This window comes from Bradyrhizobium guangdongense, assembly GCF_004114975.1.
Taxonomy (GTDB): domain Bacteria; phylum Pseudomonadota; class Alphaproteobacteria; order Rhizobiales; family Xanthobacteraceae; genus Bradyrhizobium; species Bradyrhizobium guangdongense.
In genome coordinates this window covers 6,800,599-6,820,180 of the sequence record NZ_CP030051.1, presented here as the reverse complement: position 1 = coordinate 6,820,180, position 19,582 = coordinate 6,800,599, and the positions used below count along the sequence as shown (strand labels likewise).

The 19,582-nt window shown below is 64.3% G+C and carries 20 protein-coding genes; 15 read left to right on the top strand and 5 right to left on the bottom strand.

All coding sequences use genetic code 11. The features are described from left to right. Position 1: 1 nt before the first annotated feature. The 4 genes from X265_RS32665 (at position 2) to htpG (ending at position 4,405) form a co-directional block, all read left to right on the top strand. Positions 2 to 598, top strand: a complete 597-nt coding sequence (locus X265_RS32665; protein ID WP_128968555.1) for a nuclear transport factor 2 family protein — start codon at positions 2 to 4, stop codon at positions 596 to 598. 81 nt (positions 599 to 679) lie between these two features. Next, positions 680 to 1,705 (top strand): glycoside hydrolase family 3 N-terminal domain-containing protein, encoded by a 1,026-nt coding sequence (locus X265_RS32660; protein WP_128968554.1) that lies wholly within the window; start codon positions 680 to 682, stop codon positions 1,703 to 1,705. Between the two features lie 271 nt (positions 1,706 to 1,976). Then, the gene (locus X265_RS32655) at positions 1,977 to 2,408 is read left to right on the top strand and encodes a hypothetical protein (RefSeq protein WP_128968553.1); all 432 of its coding nucleotides are present in this window, start codon (positions 1,977 to 1,979) and stop codon (positions 2,406 to 2,408) included. A 122-nt stretch (positions 2,409 to 2,530) separates the two neighbouring features. After that, positions 2,531 to 4,405, top strand: coding sequence for a molecular chaperone HtpG (gene htpG, locus X265_RS32650; RefSeq protein WP_128968552.1), 1,875 nt, complete (start codon positions 2,531 to 2,533; stop codon positions 4,403 to 4,405). 120 nt (positions 4,406 to 4,525) lie between these two features. Here htpG and X265_RS32645 read toward each other — a convergent pair whose 3' ends face one another. After that, positions 4,526 to 7,660: an efflux RND transporter permease subunit gene (locus tag X265_RS32645; protein ID WP_128968551.1), complete on the bottom strand. Its 3,135-nt coding sequence runs from the start codon at positions 7,658 to 7,660 to the stop codon at positions 4,526 to 4,528. 426 nt (positions 7,661 to 8,086) lie between these two features. On the opposite strand from X265_RS32645, the gene X265_RS32640 reads away from it, so the two are divergent. Next, positions 8,087 to 8,365 carry a DUF3551 domain-containing protein gene (locus X265_RS32640; RefSeq protein WP_128968550.1) on the top strand — a complete coding sequence of 93 codons (279 nt, stop codon included), beginning with the start codon at positions 8,087 to 8,089 and terminating at the stop codon, positions 8,363 to 8,365. Positions 8,366 to 8,386: 21 nt separating this feature from the next. Then, a complete protein-coding gene (locus X265_RS32635; protein WP_188637383.1) occupies positions 8,387 to 8,665 on the top strand; it encodes a DUF3551 domain-containing protein in 279 nt (92 codons plus the stop codon). Between the two features lie 18 nt (positions 8,666 to 8,683). Here X265_RS32635 and X265_RS32630 read toward each other — a convergent pair whose 3' ends face one another. After that, entirely contained in the window at positions 8,684 to 9,664 is a 981-nt protein-coding gene (locus X265_RS32630; RefSeq protein WP_128968549.1) for a Bug family tripartite tricarboxylate transporter substrate binding protein, read from the bottom strand. A gap of 224 nt (positions 9,665 to 9,888) precedes the next feature. Between X265_RS32630 and X265_RS32625 the strand changes: the two genes are divergently transcribed. From X265_RS32625 to X265_RS32605, 5 genes are all read left to right on the top strand, one after another. Then, entirely contained in the window at positions 9,889 to 11,703 is a 1,815-nt protein-coding gene (locus X265_RS32625; protein ID WP_128968548.1) for a long-chain-acyl-CoA synthetase, read from the top strand. 151 nt (positions 11,704 to 11,854) lie between these two features. Beyond that, positions 11,855 to 12,100, top strand: a complete 246-nt coding sequence (locus tag X265_RS32620) for an acyl carrier protein (RefSeq protein ID WP_128968547.1) — start codon at positions 11,855 to 11,857, stop codon at positions 12,098 to 12,100. After that, positions 12,087 to 13,469 (top strand): class I adenylate-forming enzyme family protein, encoded by a 1,383-nt coding sequence (locus tag X265_RS32615; protein ID WP_164938908.1) that lies wholly within the window; start codon positions 12,087 to 12,089, stop codon positions 13,467 to 13,469. Before X265_RS32620 ends, X265_RS32615 begins: the two co-directional genes overlap by 14 nt. Continuing rightward, the gene (locus X265_RS32610; protein ID WP_128968546.1) at positions 13,462 to 14,184 is read left to right on the top strand and encodes an SDR family NAD(P)-dependent oxidoreductase; all 723 of its coding nucleotides are present in this window, start codon (positions 13,462 to 13,464) and stop codon (positions 14,182 to 14,184) included. Before X265_RS32615 ends, X265_RS32610 begins: the two co-directional genes overlap by 8 nt. Before the next feature lie 126 nt (positions 14,185 to 14,310). Continuing rightward, positions 14,311 to 14,520 (top strand): hypothetical protein, encoded by a 210-nt coding sequence (locus tag X265_RS32605; RefSeq protein WP_128968545.1) that lies wholly within the window; start codon positions 14,311 to 14,313, stop codon positions 14,518 to 14,520. 12 nt (positions 14,521 to 14,532) lie between these two features. Here the strand turns inward: X265_RS32605 and X265_RS32600 are convergent, their stop codons facing one another. Next, positions 14,533 to 14,913, bottom strand: a complete 381-nt coding sequence (locus X265_RS32600) for a hypothetical protein (RefSeq protein WP_128969492.1) — start codon at positions 14,911 to 14,913, stop codon at positions 14,533 to 14,535. Between the two features lie 223 nt (positions 14,914 to 15,136). On the opposite strand from X265_RS32600, the gene X265_RS32590 reads away from it, so the two are divergent. After that, complete coding sequence (locus tag X265_RS32590) at positions 15,137 to 16,288, top strand: DUF3095 domain-containing protein (protein WP_128968544.1); 1,152 nt, start codon at positions 15,137 to 15,139, stop codon at positions 16,286 to 16,288. Here X265_RS32590 and X265_RS32585 read toward each other — a convergent pair. Both X265_RS32585 and X265_RS32580 read right to left on the bottom strand, forming a co-directional pair. Further along, positions 16,285 to 16,743, bottom strand: a complete 459-nt coding sequence (locus tag X265_RS32585) for a DUF2147 domain-containing protein (protein ID WP_164938907.1) — start codon at positions 16,741 to 16,743, stop codon at positions 16,285 to 16,287. The genes X265_RS32590 and X265_RS32585 overlap by 4 nt on opposite strands. A 135-nt stretch (positions 16,744 to 16,878) precedes the next feature. Further along, positions 16,879 to 17,406 carry a GNAT family N-acetyltransferase gene (locus tag X265_RS32580; RefSeq protein WP_128968543.1) on the bottom strand — a complete coding sequence of 176 codons (528 nt, stop codon included), beginning with the start codon at positions 17,404 to 17,406 and terminating at the stop codon, positions 16,879 to 16,881. A gap of 236 nt (positions 17,407 to 17,642) precedes the next feature. On the opposite strand from X265_RS32580, the gene X265_RS32575 reads away from it, so the two are divergent. The 3 genes from X265_RS32575 to X265_RS32565 all read left to right on the top strand — a co-directional run bounded on the left by X265_RS32575 (position 17,643) and on the right by X265_RS32565 (position 19,580). Beyond that, positions 17,643 to 18,239 (top strand): superoxide dismutase, encoded by a 597-nt coding sequence (locus X265_RS32575; protein ID WP_128968542.1) that lies wholly within the window; start codon positions 17,643 to 17,645, stop codon positions 18,237 to 18,239. 349 nt (positions 18,240 to 18,588) lie between these two features. Next, positions 18,589 to 18,825: a hypothetical protein gene (locus tag X265_RS32570; RefSeq protein WP_128968541.1), complete on the top strand. Its 237-nt coding sequence runs from the start codon at positions 18,589 to 18,591 to the stop codon at positions 18,823 to 18,825. 2 nt (positions 18,826 to 18,827) lie between these two features. Then, the gene (locus tag X265_RS32565) at positions 18,828 to 19,580 is read left to right on the top strand and encodes a metal ABC transporter ATP-binding protein (protein WP_164938906.1); all 753 of its coding nucleotides are present in this window, start codon (positions 18,828 to 18,830) and stop codon (positions 19,578 to 19,580) included. The last annotated feature ends 2 nt before the right edge of the window (positions 19,581 to 19,582 follow it).

Genomic DNA, 19,582 nt, shown 5'->3' with positions numbered 1-19,582 from the left:
CATGGACCAGCAACTTCTCGATCGCCTCGCCATCCGCGACCTCGTCGAGAACTGGGCGGTGTGGCGCGATGCCGGCGATTGGGAGCGCTTTGCCACCGTCTGGCATGAAGAGGGCTGGATGTCCGCCACCTGGTTTCAGGGGCCCGCGCGGGATTTCATGCGCGTCAGCCAGGAAGGGTTTGCCAGGGGCGTGCGCATCCTGCATTTCCTCGGCGGCACCAGCATCGATCTCTCCGGCGAGCGGGCCATCGCGCAAACGAAGATGACGATCTCGCAGCGAGCCCCGGTGCACGACGTGCTCTGCGACGTCGTCTGCACCGGCCGCTTTTACGATTTCCTGGAGAAGCGAAAGGGCCAATGGGGCATCGTCCGCCGCCAGCCGATCTACGAGAAGGACCGGATCGACCCCGTCGATCCCGCCGCCACGCTGCGCCTCGACCAGACGGCGCTGGCCGCGCTGCCCGAGGGCTACCGCCATCTCGCCTATATGCAGCAGCTGATCGGCTACAAGGTCAAGCGCGACATGCCCGGCCTGATCGGCGCCGAAGTCGAGAAGCTCTACCGCGAGGGAGCGGAGTGGCTGCGGGGGCCGAAGTGAGTACCAGCAAAAAGCAAGGCGCGACTTGATCGAGGGCATCAGATCGCGTGCTGCAGTCAAAACGCGCCGGGAGGATTGACGATGACGAATAACCCTTTGCCGGTCGTGTTCGGCTGCGCCGGCCCAGTGCTCAGCGACGCCGAGGTCCGCTTCTTCCGGGAAGTCAATCCACTCGGCTTTATTCTGTTCGGGCGTAATTGCCTCGCTCCGGATCAGGTAAGAACCCTGGTTGACGATCTGCGCAATTCGATTGGCCGTGCCGATGCGCCGGTGCTGATCGATCAGGAGGGAGGGCGGGTTTCCCGCCTCAAGCCGCCGCACTGGCCGGCCTATCCGGCCGCGCGTGCATTCGGCGATGCGGCGCGGGCCGACCGTGCTGCGGCGCTCGAGGCGGTCCGGCTGAACAGCATGCTGATCGGTCTCGACCTGAATGCGGTCGGAATCTCGGTGAACTGCGCGCCGACGATCGACGTCCCTATCCCCGGTGCGCACGAAATGATCGGAAGTCGCGCCTATGGACCGGATCCGCTTCTGGTGAGCGAGATGGGGCGCGCCGTCTGCGAGGGCCTGCTCGACGCCAACGTTCTTCCCGTGATCAAGCATTTGCCTGGATACGGCCGCGCCATGGTGGACAGCCACCTGGCGCTGCCGGTGATTGCAGAAGGTCTTGATCAGCTCGATGCGACGGATTTTGTGCCGTTCAAGGCGCTCGCGTCCATCCCGTGGGGCATGACGGCCCATGCGCTCGTTCGAAGCGTCGATCCGGATCGCCCCGCAACCCTGTCGGCCTCCGTCATCAAGGACGTCATCCGGCAACGCATCGGATTCAAGGGCATCCTGATTACGGACGATCTGTCCATGAACGCGTTGACCGGCCACGTGAGCGCGCGCGTGATGCAGGCCCTCGCGGCCGGTTGTGACTTGGCGCTTCACTGTAACGGCGACATGGCCGAGATGGAGAGCATTGCCGGCGTTGCGAGACCGATGTCGAACAGCCTTCTGAGCGACATCGATGCGGCGGAGCGGATGCGCGTCGCACGAACTCGGTCCGACATCGATCCCGAGTGGGCGCGGAACCGCGTCCGCGAGCTTCTCGGCAGCTCCTGAGCCGAAAGGATCGTTCAATTTCGGAAATAGAAAAAAGTAAGGCGCGACTGGCATCACCACAGTCGCGCCCTACGTCGCCGGCTTATGGGGCAGGGGGGAATAGCCGGCTGCCGAGATGACTCCCGGGCGCGGGAGTCGTTCCAGGCGGTTGCAAAATTTTTCCGAGGCGGTGCATTTTCTGCACACGGTTAAGTGATCTTAACGTTCGGGAAACTCCGGTTCTCCGCTCGCGTTGTTCCCGGGATCGCCATGGGGCGAGGGACCGACAGCCATGCCACAGATTCAAAAGGTATTTTTGGGCGCCGTCGCCATCGCTGCGACGCTTGGCGCCGTCCAGGTTGGTGCCGTGCAACTGGCCTCCGGCCATGATCTGGCCGACCGCTGGCAGGCGCTGGCCGACCGGTCGGGCCAAACCTCAGATCGCAACGTCGCGAGCCACAATGTCAACCGGACCAGCAAGGCCGACCGCCTGGCCGATCCGAAGCCGGCTCCGGCGCCTACCCGCACCGTCTCGATGCGGCTGAACGACCTGCCGGATACGTCGGTGCTGCTGCGCCTCCCCGCGGCCGTCGAGACCGGCAATGCGAAGCCGGCCCCCACGATCCTGAAGCCGGGCCGCAGGCCGACGATTGCGTGCGAGCCGATGGTCAGCTCCCTGACCGAGGTCGCAAAACTGCTTCAGCCCGGCCGCTGCGTGACCTGATCTAGTCGTCTCCGATGCAAATCGCTCCCCTTTCGGGAGGGCGATTTTGCGCGTCCACTTGATCCCCGATCCCATCGCGCTATATCCCGGCTTTCTCCATTTCCGATTGACCGGGTAAACGCATGACGACGTCCGATACGGTTACGCATACGCAGCCTTTTCAGGCCGAGGTTTCCGAGCTGCTGCACCTGATGGTGCACTCGGTCTATTCGGAGACCGATATCTTCCTGCGCGAACTCGTCTCCAACGCCTCGGATGCCTGCGACAAGCTGCGCTATGAGGCGATCGCCAATCCGGCCCTGATGGGCGGGGGCGAAGCGCTCAAGATCCGCATCATCCCGAACAAGACGGCGGGAACGTTGACCATCGCCGACAACGGCATCGGCATGGAGCGGCAGGAGCTGATTGATCATCTCGGCACCATCGCTCGCTCCGGCACCAAGGCTTTCGTATCGAAGCTGAAGGAGGCCAAGGACGGCCTCGGCCTGATCGGCCAGTTCGGCGTTGGCTTCTATTCCGCCTTCATGGTCGCCGAGAAGATCGTCGTGATCAGCCGCCGTGCCGGTGAGAGCGACGTCTGGACCTGGACCTCGTCAGGCGGCTCCGGTTTCGAGATTGCCCGCGCCAGTGATGAGGAAGCGGCGCGCGTGGCACGCGGCACCGAGATCGTGCTGCACCTGAAGGAGGATGCGAAAAAGTATCTCGAAGCCTTCGAGATCGAGCGCATTGTCGGTGCCTATTCCGACAACATCCTCTTTCCCATCGAACTCGTGCCGGAAGAGGGCGAGCCGCGCCAGATCAATTCGGCGAGCGCGCTGTGGCAGCGCCCGAAATCCGAATTGACGGCAGAGGACTACAAGAAGGCCTACCAGCAGATCGCGTCCGCCTTCGACGATCCCGCGATGACGCTGCACTATCGCGCCGAGGGGCGCTACTCCTACGCGGTGCTGCTGTTCGCGCCGTCGACCAAGCCGTTCGACCTTTTCGAGCCCAACCGCAAGGGCCGCGTCAAGCTCTATGTCCGCCGCGTCTTCATCACCGATGATGCCGACCTGCTGCCGGGCTATCTCCGCTTCGTCCGCGGCGTCGTCGACAGCGAGGACCTCCCGCTCAACATCTCGCGCGAGATGCTCCAGAACAATCCGCAACTGGCGCAGATCCGCAAAGCCGTGGCGACCCGCGTCGTCAACGAGCTAGAAAGCCTCGCCGAGAAGGACGCGGAGAACTTCGCCAAGATCTGGGACGCCTTCGGCGCGGTGCTGAAAGAGGGCATCTACGAGGATTTCGAGCGCCGCGAGAAGCTGCTTGCGCTGTCGCGCTTCACCACCACATCAGGTGAGAAGCGCGCGCTCAAGGACGTCGTCGCCGATTTCAAGCCGAACCAGACCGAGATCTATTATCTCGTCGGTGACAGCATCGAGCGGCTGAAGTCCAGCCCGCGGCTGGAAGCAGCGACCGCGCGTGGCATCGAGGTGCTGCTGCTGTCCGACCCGGTCGATGCGTTCTGGACCTCGATGCCGACGGAGTTCGAGGGCAAGCCGCTGAAATCGCTGAGCCAGGGCGATCTCAATCTCGACCTGATACCGCGCATCGACGAGAAGGACGAGGCGAAGAAGGACGAGCCGGCGGCGGACGAGGCTGCGACCATTGCGGTGATCAAGGCGGCGCTCGGTGAGCGCGTCAGCGACGTCAAGGCTTCGACCCGGCTCACCAGCTCCGCCTCCTGCCTCGTCGCCGACAGCCAGGGGCCGAGCCGCGAGCTCGAGCGCATTCTGGCGCAGCAGAACCGCGGCATGCGCACCAAGCCGATCCTGGAGATCAATTTGCGCCACCCCATGGTCACGGCAATCACCAGGGCCCAGGCCGGCTCGAAGACGGTGGACGATCTCAGCCTGCTGCTTCTCGAACAGGCGCAGATCCTGGACGGCGAGCTGCCGGAGGATCCGGCTGCGTTTGCGGCGAGGCTGAACCGGCTGGTGCTGCAGGGGCTGGGTTGAGTTTGCCTCCCCAACGTCATTGCGAGGAGCGCAGCGACGAAGCAATCCAGACGATCTCCACGGAGACAGTCCTGGATTGCTTCGCTGCGCTCGCAATGACGGCGTCCGGGGCCCGCGCCGTTACTCCGCCGCATCCTTCTGCTCTTCGCGCTCTTCCTCCACCTCCGGCTTCCGTTCCATCCATCGTGACAGCGCGTTGGAGAAGCGGTCGAGGTAGAGATAGACGACCGGCGTCGTGAACAAGGTCAGCGCCTGGCTCACGACAAGTCCGCCGACCATGGCGTAGCCGAGCGGCTGGCGGATCTCTGCGCCGGTGCCGTGCCCGAGCATCAGCGGCACGCCGCCGAGCAGGGCCGCCATCGTCGTCATCATGATGGGGCGGAAGCGCAGCAGCGCGGCCTGGCGGATCGATTGCTCCGGCGTCAGACGCTGCTCGCGTTCGGCCGCGATGGCGAAATCCACCATCATGATGCCGTTCTTCTTGACGATGCCGATCAGGAGGATGACCCCGATCAGGGCGATCAGGCTGAAATCGAAGCCGGAGATCATCAGGATCGCAATCGCGCCGACGCCGGCCGACGGCAGCGTGGACAGGATGGTCAGCGGGTGGATGTAGCTTTCGTAAAGCACACCCAGCACCAGATAGACCACGACGAGGGCGGCGAGGATCAGCATCGGCACGGTGCCGAGCGACTGCTGGAACGCCTGCGCGGTCCCCTGGAAGCTCATAGACAGCGTTGGTGGCGCGCCCATCTCGCCGGCCGCGCGCATCACGGCGGCGGTTGCCTGCCCGAGCGCGATGCCCTCGGCGAGGTTGAAGCTGATCGTCACCGCCGGGAACTGGCTCTGGTGCGCGATCGCCAGCGGCCTGACAGGCTCGTTATTCCAGCTGCAGATCACAGAGAGCGGGACCTCGTCGCCCGTCAGCGGCGATTTGACATAGAGCTTGTCGAGCGTCTCGAGCTTGCCTTGCAATGCCGGCGTGATCTCGAGCACCACGTGATAGCTGTTGGTCTGCGTGAAGTATTGCGCCACCTGGCGCTGGCCGAAGGCATCATAGAGCGTATCGTCGATCAGCTGCGGCTGGATACCGTAGCGTGCGGCCGTGTCGCGATTGATCGTGAGCTGCAGCGTCGTGCCCTCGGTCTGCTGGTCCGTGGCGACGTCGCGAAGCTCCGGCAGGCCTTTCATCTCCGTCAGGATCCTCGGCGCCCAGGTGTCCAGCTCGGAAAGATTGGCGTCCTGAAGCGTGAACTCGAACTGGGTGCGGGTCGCGCGGCCGCCGAGCCGCACGTCCTGCGAAGCCTGCATGTAGAGACGTGCGCCCTCGACCTGGGCGAGCTTTGGCCGTAGCCGCGCGATGATCTGTTGCGCATTGGCGTCGCGCTCCCCGATCGGCTTCAGCGTGACGTACATGCGTCCGGAGTTCAGCGCCGTCCCGCCGCCGCCGATGAACATCGCGATGGAATCAACGGCAGGATCAGCTTGTACGATCGCATTGAGCTCCTCCTGCCGTCGCTTCATCTCGGCGAAGGAGATGTCCTGGGGCATCTCCGACACGGCGGTGAGAAAGCCGTTGTCCTGTTGCGGGAAGAAACCTTTTGGGATCAGGATGAACAACAGTGCCGACAGTGCAACGGTGGCGAAGAAGATGAAGAGCGTGACGAGACTATGCCGAAGCGCGAGGTCGAGCCCGCGCTCATAGTCGCCAAGCAGGCGCTCGAACAACCGTTCGCTCCATTGGTAGAAGCGGCCGTGGCGGACTTCGTGGTCGGAGCGCAGGAAACGCGAGGCCATCATCGGCGTCAGGCTCAGCGACACCACGAGCGAGACGAAGATCGCCATCGACAGTGTCACGGCAAATTCACGGAACAGCCGGCCGATGATGCCGCCCATCAGCAGCAGGGGAATCAGCACGGCGACGAGCGAGATGCTGATGGAGACGATGGTGAAGCCGATCTCGGCCGCGCCCTTGTAGGCGGCGGTGACAGGGTTTTCGCCCCGTTCGACATAGCGCGTGATGTTCTCCAGCATCACGATGGCGTCGTCGACCACGAAGCCGACCGCGATGGTCAGCGCCATCAGCGACAGATTGTCCAGGGAGTAGCCGAACACCCACATTAGCGAGCAGGCCCCGAGCAACGCCAGCGGCACCGTGATGCTCGGGATGATCGTGGCCCAGAAGCTGCGCAGGAAGACGAAGATCACCATCACCACCAGCGCAATGGTGATCATGAGCGTGATCTGAACGTCATCGACCGCCGCGCGGATGGTGATGGTGCGGTCGCTGATGATCTTGATGTTGATCGCCGGCGGGATCGCCGCAATCAGCCGCGGCAGCTTCTGCTTGATGCGGTCGACCGTCTCGATGACGTTGGCGCCGGGTTGCTTGAAGATGACCAGGAACACGCCGCGCTTGCCGTCGGCCCAGGCCGCGGTCTTCAAATCCTCCGGTCCCGACACGGCTTTGCCGATGTCGCGAACCCGCAAAGGTGCGCCGCCGCGATAGGCCACGATGACGTCCTGCCACTGGCTCGCCTCGAGCAGCTGGTCGTTGGCGTAGACGGTATAGGCGCGCTTCGCGCCGTCGATACTGCCCTTCGGGCTGTCCGTGGTCGCGATCGCGATCTGGCTGCGTACGTCCTCCAGCGACAGACCCTTGGCGACCAGCTTGGTCGGATCGACCTGGATGCGCACCGAAGGCTTCTGCTGTCCGCCGACGAACACCTGGGCGACGCCGGGGATCTGGCTGATCTGCTGTGCGAGCTGGGCGTCGGTGCGGTCGCTGACGGTGGTCAGCGGCAGCGTATCGGAGGTCGCCGACAGGATCATGATCGGCGAGTCCGCCGGATTGACCTTCCGGTAAGTCGGCGGAGACGGCAGGTTCTTCGGCAGTTGCCCGCTGGCGGCGTTGATCGCAGCCTGCACGTCGTTGGCGGCCGCGTCGATCAGGCGGTTCAGATCGAACTGGAGGGTGATCGAGGCCGAGCCGAGCGAGCTCGTCGAGGTCATCTGCGTGATGCCGGGGATCTGTGCGAGCTGGCGCTCGAGCGGCTGCGCCACGGAGGACGCCATGGTTTCGGGGCTGCCGCCGGGAAGCGAGGCGGAGATCTGGATGGTCGGAAAGTCGACCTGCGGCAGCGGTGCAACCGGCAGCAGAGGATAGGCGACGAGACCTACGAACAGGATGCCGGCCATCAGCAGCGAGGTGCCGATCGGATAGCGGATGAACGGAGACGAGATGCTCTCTTGCATGCCCTGAGACCACAGGCCGCCGACGCATCTTCCTCCACCAACGGCGGAGCCGCGCTCAAGAGCCCGAGCGGCGAATGTGCGTTTCCTTCAGCCCATATTGTTTGTTGATTGCTCCGGAACATCATCGGTCCGGGGCCGGCGCTGTGGTCCGAAGACTAATCCGTTCGCCCGGTCCAGCGAACGGTTTCGTGCGCCCATCGCTTGCGACCTTGGTCGAACGATGGGTGTCGCGAGATATGCGTTCAATGCAGGCCGGGTCCAGTGCGTCTTCGCCGTTTCAGATCGTTACGGCGTTGTGTCCCATCGTTTTTGCTGCGCGTCACAAGCGGGAGAGGTATTAATAGGAACGATCGCTTCTTCCGCGCTGTTGTGCCATATCGAAATGGCATAACGCGTGCTGCTGCTACCGATTCGAGGATATGTCCGATGCGTTTGTCTCTCCTGACCCTTACCGCGATTGCCACGCTGTTCGTCGCGGCAGATGCCGGCGCGCAGACTTATGATCCGCGCTATCCGGTCTGCATGCATGTCTACACGCCCGGCGGTTTCACCGGCGGTGGCGGCGATTATTTCGACTGCTCCTTCACCTCGCTGCCGCAGTGCCGCGCCACCGCTTCGGGCCGCGCCGCGAGCTGCGATCTCAATCCCTACTATGCTTTCGATCAGCCGCCCGTGCCGGCCAAACGTCACAAGAAAGTGCACTGACGGTCTACGATGCGAGTTTCAATGAAGATCACGCGCTTGACCTTCGGCCTGATCGTGACGGCCGGTGCATGGCTTGCAGCCGCTCCGTCGCAGGCCCAGACATTTGACCCAAGCTATCCCGTTTGCATGCACGTCTATACCGGCGCGAGCGGCGGCGGCGGGGAGTGGTATGACTGCTCCTTCACATCGCTGCCGCAGTGCCGTGCGACGGCTGACGGTCAGGCCGCAACCTGCGACCTCAATCCTTATTACCCGGTCAACCTGCCGCCACCGCGCCCCCGCCATCGGCGAAGCCGCTAATGCCGAGATGGCCGCAAGCTATTCCTTCTTGATTCCGGACAGCTCGACCACTTTGCGCCAGCGCTCGGTTTCGGCAGTGAGCATGCCGCCGAACTCGCCGGCATTGCCGTGCAGCGGGATCGCTCCGAGCTCTGCGATGCGCGCCTTGATCCCGGGATCTGACAAGGCCGTGTCGACCTCGCGATTGAGGAGATCGATGATCTCGCGCGGCGTATCGTAGGGCGCACCGACCCCGTAGAACGAGGATGTCTCGTAGCCGGGCAGCGTGTCCGCGATCGGCGGCACATCAGGCAGGATCTCCGAGCGCTCGCGCGTGGTGATGCCGAGCGCGCGCAGCTTGCCGGCGCGCACCAGCTCGAAGGACGAAGTGACGTTGTCGAACATGCCCTGGATCTGGCCGCTCATCACGTCGGTGAGGCCCGGCGCAGAGCCGCGATACGGCACATGGGTGAACTGCACGCCCGCCATCGATTTGAACAGCTCGCCGGAGAGATGCAGCGAGGTGCCGATGCCGGAAGAGGCGATCGACATCTTGCCGGGATTGGACTTGGCGTAGGCGATGAAGTCGGCGACGCTCTTCACCGGCAGATCGTTGTTGACGACCAGCACCAGCGGAATCCGCGCGACGCCGGCGACCGGCGCGATGCCCTTGGCAAAGTCATAGGGCAGCGCCGGATCGAACGAGGCGTTGATCGCATTTGCGGTCGAGGTCAGCAGCAGCGTGTAGCCGTCCGGCGCGGACGTAATGACCGCCTGCGTGCCGATATTGCTGCCGGCGCCGGGCTTGTTCTCGACCACGAAGGTCTGCCCGAGTCGTTCGGACAGGCGCTGGCAGATCAACCGCGACAGCAGGTCGGTGGCCCCACCGGGCGCATACGGCACCACCCATTTCACGCTGCGCGACGGATAGGACGGGTTGCCGATCGCAAAGGCGCGAGGCGCTGCGAGCGCCGCCGCGGCACATGCTGCGGTCTGAAGGAAATGTCGCCTGGTAATCATCGTGGCCTCCAGTTCATTTCGCGCGAGGCGAGAGGGCCGCATAGCGCGCCCGAATGACTGGAATTGCTATCGCAAGAATTACGCTTGGCCGCACGCCGTTCCCATCGACTTGGTAAAGGATGACTAGAGTTAATCGCGCGCTGATCGGCTTTTACCTTGTCTCTTAACACCTGGGCAGGGCGTGCGGGCTAAGCTGCCGGCACAAGCAGATACCGTCCGAAAGAATGAACCGCATGACCATCGGCGTCATCGAGCAACCCCAAGCCGCGCGCGCACCCTCGGCCTCGAAAATCTGGCTGAAGGCGATCGAATTGACCGCGCGGATCGAGACGCTGCCGGGCCGTCTGTTCGCCGACGTGATCGAGGATTGGGCACGACGCCAGCCCGACCGCCTCGCGCTGGTGATGGATGACGCAACACTCGACTACGAGGGCTTGTCGAAGCGCATCCGCCGCTATGCGCGCTGGGCGCGCTCGGTCGGCCTCGCCAAAGGCGATACCGTCGGCCTGATCATGCCGAACGGCCTGGACTATGTCGCAGCCTGGCTCGGCATCAGCCGCATCGGCGGCGTGGTGGCGTTGATCAATACCAAGCTCGTCGGCAAATCTCTCGCGCATTGTCTCGACGTCGCCAAGCCCTCGCATATCATCGTTGCGCATGAGCTCGCGGCGACGCTGGAGAGCGCAAGGCCGCATCTGAAGACGGAAGCCAAGGTCTGGACTCATGGCGATGCCCGCAGCGAGCGCGCAATCGATGTTGCATTGGCCGCGCTTGATGACGGACCGCTGTCGCCGGACGAGCATGGCGACGTCACCATCGATGATCGCGCGCTGCTGATCTATACCTCGGGTACGACCGGCCTGCCCAAGGCTGCCAGCATCAGCCATCGCCGCATCCTGAACTGGGGGTTCTGGTTCGCCGGCCTTACCGGCGCGACGCCGCAGGATCGGCTGTATGATTGCCTGCCGCTGTTCCACTCGGTCGGCGGCGTCGTTGCCCCGTGCAGCATGCTGGCCGCCGGCGGCGCGGTGGTGATCGCGGGAAAATTCTCGGCCTCGAACTTCTGGTCCGACATCGTGCGCCACGATTGCACGCTGTTCCAGTATATCGGCGAGCTATGCCGCTATCTGCTCAAGGCGCCGCCGTCGGAATACGAGAACCGCCACCAGCTGCGGCTCGCGTGCGGCAACGGTCTGCGCGGCGACATCTGGAAAGACTTTCAGGCGCGCTTCGCCATTCCCCGCATCCTCGAATTCTATGCCGCGACCGAAGGCAATTTCTCGCTGTTCAACGTCGAGGGCCAGCCAGGCGCGATCGGCCGCGTCCCGCCGCTGCTTGCGCATCGCTTTCCTGCGGGCCTCGTCAAGCTCGATCCCGACAGCGGCGCGCCGCTGCGCAATGACGAGGGTTTTTGCATCCCCTGCGCCCGCGGCGAGGCGGGTGAGGCCATCGGCCGCATCGGCAGGGCGGACGAGGGCGGCGGCCGCTTCGAGGGCTATACCGACGCCGGCGAGACGGAGAGGAAGATCCTGCGCGATGTCTTCGCCAAGGGCGATGCCTGGTTCCGCACCGGCGATCTGATGCAGCTCGACGACAAGGGCTTCTTCCATTTCGTCGATCGCATCGGCGATACGTTCCGCTGGAAGGGCGAGAACGTCGCGACGTCGGAGGTCAACGACGCCGTGCGCGATTTCACCGGTGTGGTCGATGCCACCACCTATGGTGTCAGCGTCCCCGGCACTGATGGCCGCGCCGGCATGAGTGCCATCGTCGTCAACGAAGGGTTCGAGATCGCGGGGCTGCCCGCGCATCTCGCGCGACGCCTGCCGGCCTATGCCCATCCGATCTTCATCCGCATCTCGCGCGAGCTGGATGCGACCGAGACGTTCAAGCAGAAGAAGGGCGAGCTCGCGCGGGAAGGTTTTGACCCGGCCGTGGTGACGGATCCGCTGTTCATGCTGGAGCCGAAATCGGGGGCCTATGCCGCACTCGATTCCGGGACATTCGCGCGGATCGCGGACGGCACGATCAGGCTGTAGCCGCAGCAAAATCGGCAGATAGGTCCAATTTTATCTGAATTGTCCAAGAGGCCATTTACTTCTGTCGGGTAAACAGACGGCCATGGGAGGCGGTCATCTCAGAGCCGCCGCAAGACAAACGTTTGATTAACTAAACAAGAGGCGAACAGCCATGTCGGTACGGTCAAAGGTCATCGAAGCGATCAAGCAGATCGCCAAAGAGCAGCACGTCACGCTTCCCGCACTCTCGGATGATCTGTCGCTGCACGAGACGGGCTTCGATTCGCTCGCCTTCGCGATCCTGGTCGCGCGTCTCGAGGACGAGACCGGCGTCGACCCGTTTACCATTTCCGAGGACGCAGCGTTCCCCGCCACCGTGGGCGATTTCGTGCGGGCCTACGAAAATGTCCCCGCGTGAAATCTTTGCGCTCCGCGACCATCTCGGCGCGGAGCTGAAGGGCCGAACGCTGTCGGATGCGTACGATGTCCTGTCGCTCACCGACATCCTGTCGCAGACCGTGCTTGGCGGCCGCCTGCGCGAGCTGTCCGGTCGGGCCGTCCTGCTCAAGCTATCCGACCAGCTCAGGTCTGGCCTCGCCATGATCGAGCTCGACGGCATTGTCCGTCGCATGCTGCTGTGCCCGCCGGACCTCAATCCCGCGCATCTGGACGCGCTGATCGCGGATGCCGGGATCGATGCCGTCGTCACCGACGAGCCCGATCGTTGGTCTGGGACCGGCATGTCGCTGGTCGTCACCGCGCAATTGCCGCTTCAGGCCACCGCGCCCGCCAGGACCGAACGCGCGACCGAATGGCTGATGCTCACCTCGGGCACGTCGGGCGTGCCCAAGATCGTCGGCCATACGCTGGAGGCGCTCACCGGCGCCATCGTCGCCGAAGGCCCATCGAAGGGCCCTGCGCCGGTCTGGGCCACGTTCTATGACATCAGGCGCTATGGCGGCTTGCAGATCTTCCTCCGTGCCATCCTCTCCGGCGGCTCCATGGTGCTGTCGGACCCGCATGAGGCCCTTGCCGATCACGTCGCGCGGCTGAACGCGCGCGGTGTCTCCCACATCTCCGGTACGCCCTCGCACTGGCGCAAGCTGTTGATGAGCGGATCGGCCGCGCGGTTTGCCCCGCGCTATGTCCGTCTCTCCGGCGAGATCGCCGACCAGGCGGTGCTCGACGGCCTGAAGGCGGCATTCCCAAATTCCTCCGTCGGCCATGCCTATGCCTCGACCGAGGCCGGTGTCGGCTTCGCGGTCAATGACGGGCTGGAGGGTTTTCCGGCCGACTATCTCGGCAACCGCAATGGGGTCGAGATGAAGGTCGTCGACGGCTCGCTGCGGATTCGCTCGACGCGCACCGCGCATGCCTATATCGGCCGTAACGCGGCTGCGCTCGCCGATGACGATGGCTTCGTCGACAGCGGCGATATCGTCGAATTGCGCGGTGACCGCTACTATTTCGTCGGCCGTCGCGGCGGCATCATCAATATCGGCGGGCTGAAGGTCCACCCTGAAGAGATCGAGGCGGCGATCAACCGTCATCCTGATGTGCGGATGTCGCGAGCGAAATCGCGGCGCAGTCCGATCACCGGCGGCATCGTCGTCGCCGACGTCGTTCTCGCCGACGGCACCGACCAGGCGCGCGCGAAGGAGATCCGCGACCAGATCCTGGAGCAGTGCCGCGCCCAGCTCGCCTCTCACAAGGTGCCGGCGGTGATCCGCTTCGTCGAGGCGCTCGACGTCACCCCGGCCGGCAAATTGGCGCGCACCGATGCATAATGTTCTCGTCACCGGCGGCAGCCGCGGTATTGGCCTTGCGATCGGCAGGCGCCTCGCGGGCGCCGGCTTCAACGTGATTGCCGCGGCCCGGCGCGAGAGCGAGGAGCTCAAGGCGGCGATTGCCGTCTCCGACGGACGCCTGCATTTCCGCGCCTGCGATCTCGCCGTGATCGACGCGATCCCGGCTTTCGCGAAGCTCGTGCGCGACGAGTTCGGGCCGATCTACGGCCTCGTCAACAATGCAGGCCTCGGCACCGAAGGCCTGCTCGCGACCATGCACAATTCGGAGATCGAGGCACTGGTGCAGCTCAACGTGCTGTCGCCGATCATCCTCACCAAATATGTGGCGCGGCAGATGATGGCGGACGGCGCCGGCCGCATCATCAACATCTCCTCCATCATTGCGACCACCGGCTATAACGGGCTGTCCGTCTACGGCGCGACGAAGGCGGCCGCGACCGGCTTCACCCGTTCGCTCGCGCGCGAGGTCGGCAAGCTCGGCATCACCGTGAACGCGATCGCGCCTGGTTTCATCGACACCGAGCTGACGAACACTCTCTCCGAGGAGGGGCGCAAGCGCATCGCCGGTCGCAGCGCGCTGCGCCGTCTGCCGGAGACCGACGACGTCGCGCGCATGGTGGAATATCTGCTCGGCGAGGGCGGCCGCAACATCACCGGCACCGTGTTCACGGTCGACGCGGGGAATACGGCCTAAGCGGAACTCGACCGCTGCGATTAAGTTGATCCGGCTCAATGGCATTCCACCGGATTTGGTCGTAGCATGTCCCGCAATCGGTTGGGTTACGTCAATCGATCTGCCCTAATCGAGAGGGAGCAGTCCATGGCCAGTTCAAGCATGACCGCTTCAAACCAGGGCCGCACGGGCCAGTCCCCCACAAGGTCCGGCGACGTCAACTGCCGGCCGATGTCGCATCAGAACTCCGGTGATCACGGCCACGAAATGTATCCGCAGCAATTCGTCCGGCTGGTGGGCTGTCACGACGTGCCGATGGCGATGCTGCGCAAGCGCCAGGACGAAAAGCTGCATTAGCGATATCGGCGTTCAAGTCCGGGGCGGCTTCGGCAGGTCGATCCGCTCGTGCGAGAATTCCGGCGGCCCTTCGGTGAGGCGGCGGATCCGTCGTTCGCGTTCCTCCGCGGGCAGGGCCGGATCGAGCAGCAGGTCGATCTGATGCGCCGCGATCTCTTCGATTCTGGCGGCGTCCGAGACCGTCGTGTGTGCAGGCGCGGGAGCGATTTTCAGGCCGAGCTCGACCAGCTTGCAGATCGCATCTGATCGTGACAGCTGGTGGGCCTCGGCCCAGGCATCGACCGTCGCCGTCAGTCCTTCCGGCATCTTCACCGCGCTGATCGCGTCAAGCCCCGTACGCCGGCGTACGGGAGCGGTCGGGTCCCTCTTGCCGATGTCAGACACGCCGATGATCCCAAGCAATATTTCAGATAGTGAACCGTAAGCGCAATCGGCAGCCGGCTGTTTGATGCCGATCAATGACGAGCTGCGGCATTGCGGCGCGGCGCGACCTTGTTGTCCGGCTCCGTTTCAGCCAATGATCGGAACTTCGAAAGGGGCATGGCAGCCGGCGAACCCGGACCGGTCCTGCCCCGTATCTCGCTCAAACGCGGTTCGAGCCGTCCGGCACCACCCGATGACACCAGACGATTCCTTCTACGGCAGCATCCCCGTCTTCCGCGGCTTCACCAGCCTGATGGATCCGGTGCTCTATTCACCGCTGCCTGATGATTGGTCCATCGGCGTCGCCGACATCGTCGATTCCACCAAGGCGATCGCGGCGCAGCGCTACAAGGCGGTGAACATGGCCGGCGCCGCCGTCATCGCGGCGGTGACGAATGCGCTGGAGGGACGCGAATTTCCCTTCGTGTTCGGCGGCGACGGCGCGAGCTTTGCGGTCGCGCCTGGCGATCTCGACGCTGCCCGCGAAGCGCTTGCCGCGACTGCGACATGGGTGCGGGAGGATCTCGATCTGAAAATGCGCGTGGCGCTGGTGCCTGTCAGCGCCATCCGTGCGCAGGGGCAGGACGTGCGCGTCGCGCGCTTCGGCCCATCGGCCAATCTGTCCTATGCGATGTTCTCCGGCGGCGGGCTCGCCTACGCCGATGCCGCAATGAAGCGCGGCGAATTCGCCGTTGCCGAGGCGCCGTCGGGGGCGCAGCCCGATCTCTCGGGCCTGTCCTGCCGCTTCGAGGTGATGCCGGCCTCGCGCGGACTGATCCTGTCGGTGCTGGTGATGCCGGCCGCCGGCGCCGATCCGCTCGCGTTCCGCAAGGTCATCGAGGACATCATCCACCTCCTCGAGCGCAGCCCGGATGCGGGGCGGCCCGTGCCGCCGCAGGGGCCGCCGCTGAAATGGCCGCCCCAGGGATTGGATTACGAAGCCCGCACCAGGCGCGACGGTCCGCTGCTCATGCGTCGCGCCGGTGTGCTGGCCTATACGTTCTTCGTCTATCTGCTGATGCGCTTCGACATCAAGGTCGGAGGCTTCCTGCCAAAAGTCTACAAGCGCCAGGTGGTCGAGAACTCCGACTTCCGCAAGTATGACGACGGCCTGCGCATGATTCTCGACTGCACGCCGGAGCTCGAGAGCGCCTTGAGCGATCGTCTGGCGGGCGCTGCCCGCGACGGCATCGTCCGCTACGGGCTTTATCGGCAGGATGCCGCGATGATGACCTGCTTCACGCCTTCGGCGCTGCGCAGCGACCACGTGCACTTCATCGATGGCGCGCGCGGCGGGTACGCCGCGGCGGCGACCGCCTTGAAGGCGATGGTGGCCGGGCGTTAGTGTCTCGCGCGCGTCCAGGTTTCGCCGCCGCAGAGCGCGCCGACGCAGCCTTCGACCCGCAGCGTCTCGGCGCCCGTCACCGTGACGTTGCTCGCATAGGTGCTGCCGTCATCGGCGTTGTAGATCTGGCCGGACCATTTGTTCGGGCCCGCAGGCTGCATGCCGGAGAACAGCGGCAAGCCGATCATCGGACGCTTGGCGAGCGCGGGATTGGGATTCTTGCTGTCGGTCGCCGGCTGGCCGGTCGCGGTGTCGTAGGGCTGCTTCAACCAGACGATGACGCCGCAGATGCCGCCGCTGCATTTGCTGATCTTGACGCGCGCATCGCCAGCCTGGGTCAGCCAGGTCCCGCTGGCGTCAGCGCTCTGCGCATGCGCGGCCGTCGTGCCGGACAGCGCGGCCAGGAGGACGGACACAATGCTGAATCGTTTGAAAATGGCGAATCGTTTGAACATGGAGACAGCCCCGAAAAAGATGGCGCCTCCATAGCAGCCCAGCAGGATAGTGCAACGCTGAAGAGAATCACATTCCAAGGCTTATCCGCCTGCGTGCATTTGCCTCGGTGGCCGGCGCAATGACGCGCGCGAAGCTCACCACGGCAGACCGCACAGATCGATGGTGCCGAGCGTCGGCGCACGGACGACGTTGAAGACGTAAGGCGCCATGTAATCGAAGCGAATCCGCCCCTCCGGCTGCTCGCAATAGACTTCGCCATTGAAGGGCAGCCAGCTGCGGCTCTGGTAGAACGCGAAATTGTGCGGCTCGCAGAACAGGATCGCAAAGCGAACCGCCTCGTTGGCGCGCATCGTGTGCACGGCGGCGTCGATCGCCATGGTCGCATAGCCGCGATTGCGGCGGTCTTCGCGCGTGCAGACGCCGCCGATGCCGCCGACATGCAGCTTCTGTCCATTCCAGGTGATGGTGCGAAAATAGATGCCGACATGGCAGACGAGGCCATCCTCCGGCGTCTCGATCAGCACGCGCAGATCGGCATTGGCCCATTTGACGTGAGCCCACGGCTTGCCCGCGATCATGTCCGGGCCCCAGACCGCCTGATGGAGCGGCTCAGCGATCCGCCACGAGGCGTCGCCGTTGAGGATGTCGATCTCGATGCTCATGGCTTCTACCTGGCGGCCCCGGCTGCGTGGTGCATCCGTTCTGCCATAACCGCTTCAAAGGCAATGATATTTTGCAGCACATCAGGGTGAACATGGTTGCCTGCGGCGAATTTGTGCAATCAATCCACGCGATCGCATCGCGCCTTTTCGCAAATTGACGGTATTTTGCGGCGCCGGAACCTTCTATAAGGGGTGACCGTTAAGCCCCGTTCCCCACCAGTTGCGGACAAGAACCCATGACCTTTACGCTGCCCCCACTCCCTTACGCCTATGATGCCCTCGGCCAGTTCATGTCGAAGGAAACCCTGGAATTCCATCACGACAAGCATCATCAGGCTTACGTCACCAACGGCAACAACGCGCTCAAGGGCACCGAATGGGAAGGCAAGTCCCTTGAGGAGATCGTCAAGGGCTCGTTCGGCAAGAACCCCGCCGTGTTCAACAATGCCGGCCAGCACTACAACCACATCCATTTCTGGAGCTGGATGAAGCCCAATGGCGGCGGCACCAAGCTGCCGGGCAAGCTCGAGAAGAAGATCAACGAGGACCTCGGCGGCTTCGAGAAGTTCAAGACCGATTTCCAGGCGGCCGGCGTCGGTCAGTTCGGCTCCGGCTGGTGCTGGCTCCAGGTCAAGAACGGCAAGCTCGAGATCTCCAAGACCCCCAACGGCGAGAATCCGCTGGTGCACGACGCCACCCCGATCCTCGGCTGCGACGTCTGGGAGCACTCCTACTACATCGACTATCGCAACCGCCGTCCCGACTATCTCAAGGCGTTCGTCGAGAACCTCGTGAACTGGGAATACGTCGAGTCCCTGTTCGAGAAGGCCTGAGCGCTCACCCGGTCATTCCGGGGCGGCGCGTCAGCGCCGAGCCCGGAATCCATCGGGCGCCAGTCTGCGTTGACAAATGGATTCCGGGCTCGCGCTTCGCGCGCCCCGGAATGACAACAAGGCGGTCGCTCACGCGGCCGCCTTTTTTGCCGCGCGGAATTTCGAAACTTCATTGATGCAGTGGGCCGGCAGGGGGCGGTTCACCTCTCCCCAGCAGGGAGAGGTCGATTTGCCCCCGGCGATGCGAAGCATCGTCCGGCGCAAGTCGGGTGAGGGGGCGCTCCCTCACACGGAGACGCCCCTGAGCCGGCCGTGGACAGACGTAATGTTATAATATAACGTCTTTGGCATGGTTCCCGCCGCGTCCCATACCCATCATCCCGGCCATGCTCATGGCCATTCCCACGACCATGGCCATTCGCACGGGCACGACCATACCCATGCCCATGTCCACGATGCGGCTTCGCCACATCCGGCCCAGGACGCGCCCTGGTCGATCCTGCGGATGACCATGGCCGGGCGCCTCGCGGCCGCATTGGCCGTCTGCGCCGTGCTCTGGGGCATCGTCTTCCTGGCGATGAGGTGAGCATGGCTCAACTCGCATTCCGCAACGTCACGCTCGGCTATGACCGCCATCCCGCCGTGCACCATCTCAACGGCGAGGTCGCATCAGGCGCGCTGGTCGCGGTGATCGGCCCCAACGGCGCCGGCAAGTCGACGCTGCTGCGCGGCATCGTCGGCATCCTCAAGCCGCTCGACGGCAGCATCCATCTCGGGGGGCTCGACAGCAGGGACATCGCCTACCTGCCGCAGAGCGCCGAGATCGACCGCAGCTTTCCGATCTCGGTCTTCGATTTCGTCGGCACCGGGCTGTGGCGCGACGCCGGCCTGTTCGGCGGCATCGGCAAGGCGGCGCGGGACAAGATCCTCCGGGCGATTGCGTCCGTGGGGCTCAACGGTTTCGAGAACCGGTCGATCGGCACGCTGTCGGGTGGGCAGATGCAGCGCGTGCTGTTTGCACGCGTGCTGCTCCAGGATGCGCGCCTGATCGTGCTTGACGAGCCCTTCAACGCCATCGACAGCAAGACCACGGTCGATTTGCTCGCGCTGGTGAAGCGCTGGCACGGCGAGGGCCGCACCGTGCTCGCGGCGCTGCACGACATGGAGATGGTGCGCAACCATTTCACCGAGACACTGGTGCTGGCGCGCGGCCCTGTGGCCTGGGGGCCGACGGCGGAGGTGCTGACGCCGGAAAATCTCATGGTGGCGATGCGGATGTGCGAGGCCTTCGACGACAGCGCCGCGGCCTGCGCCGATGATGCCCACTCGCGGGCGGCTTGATC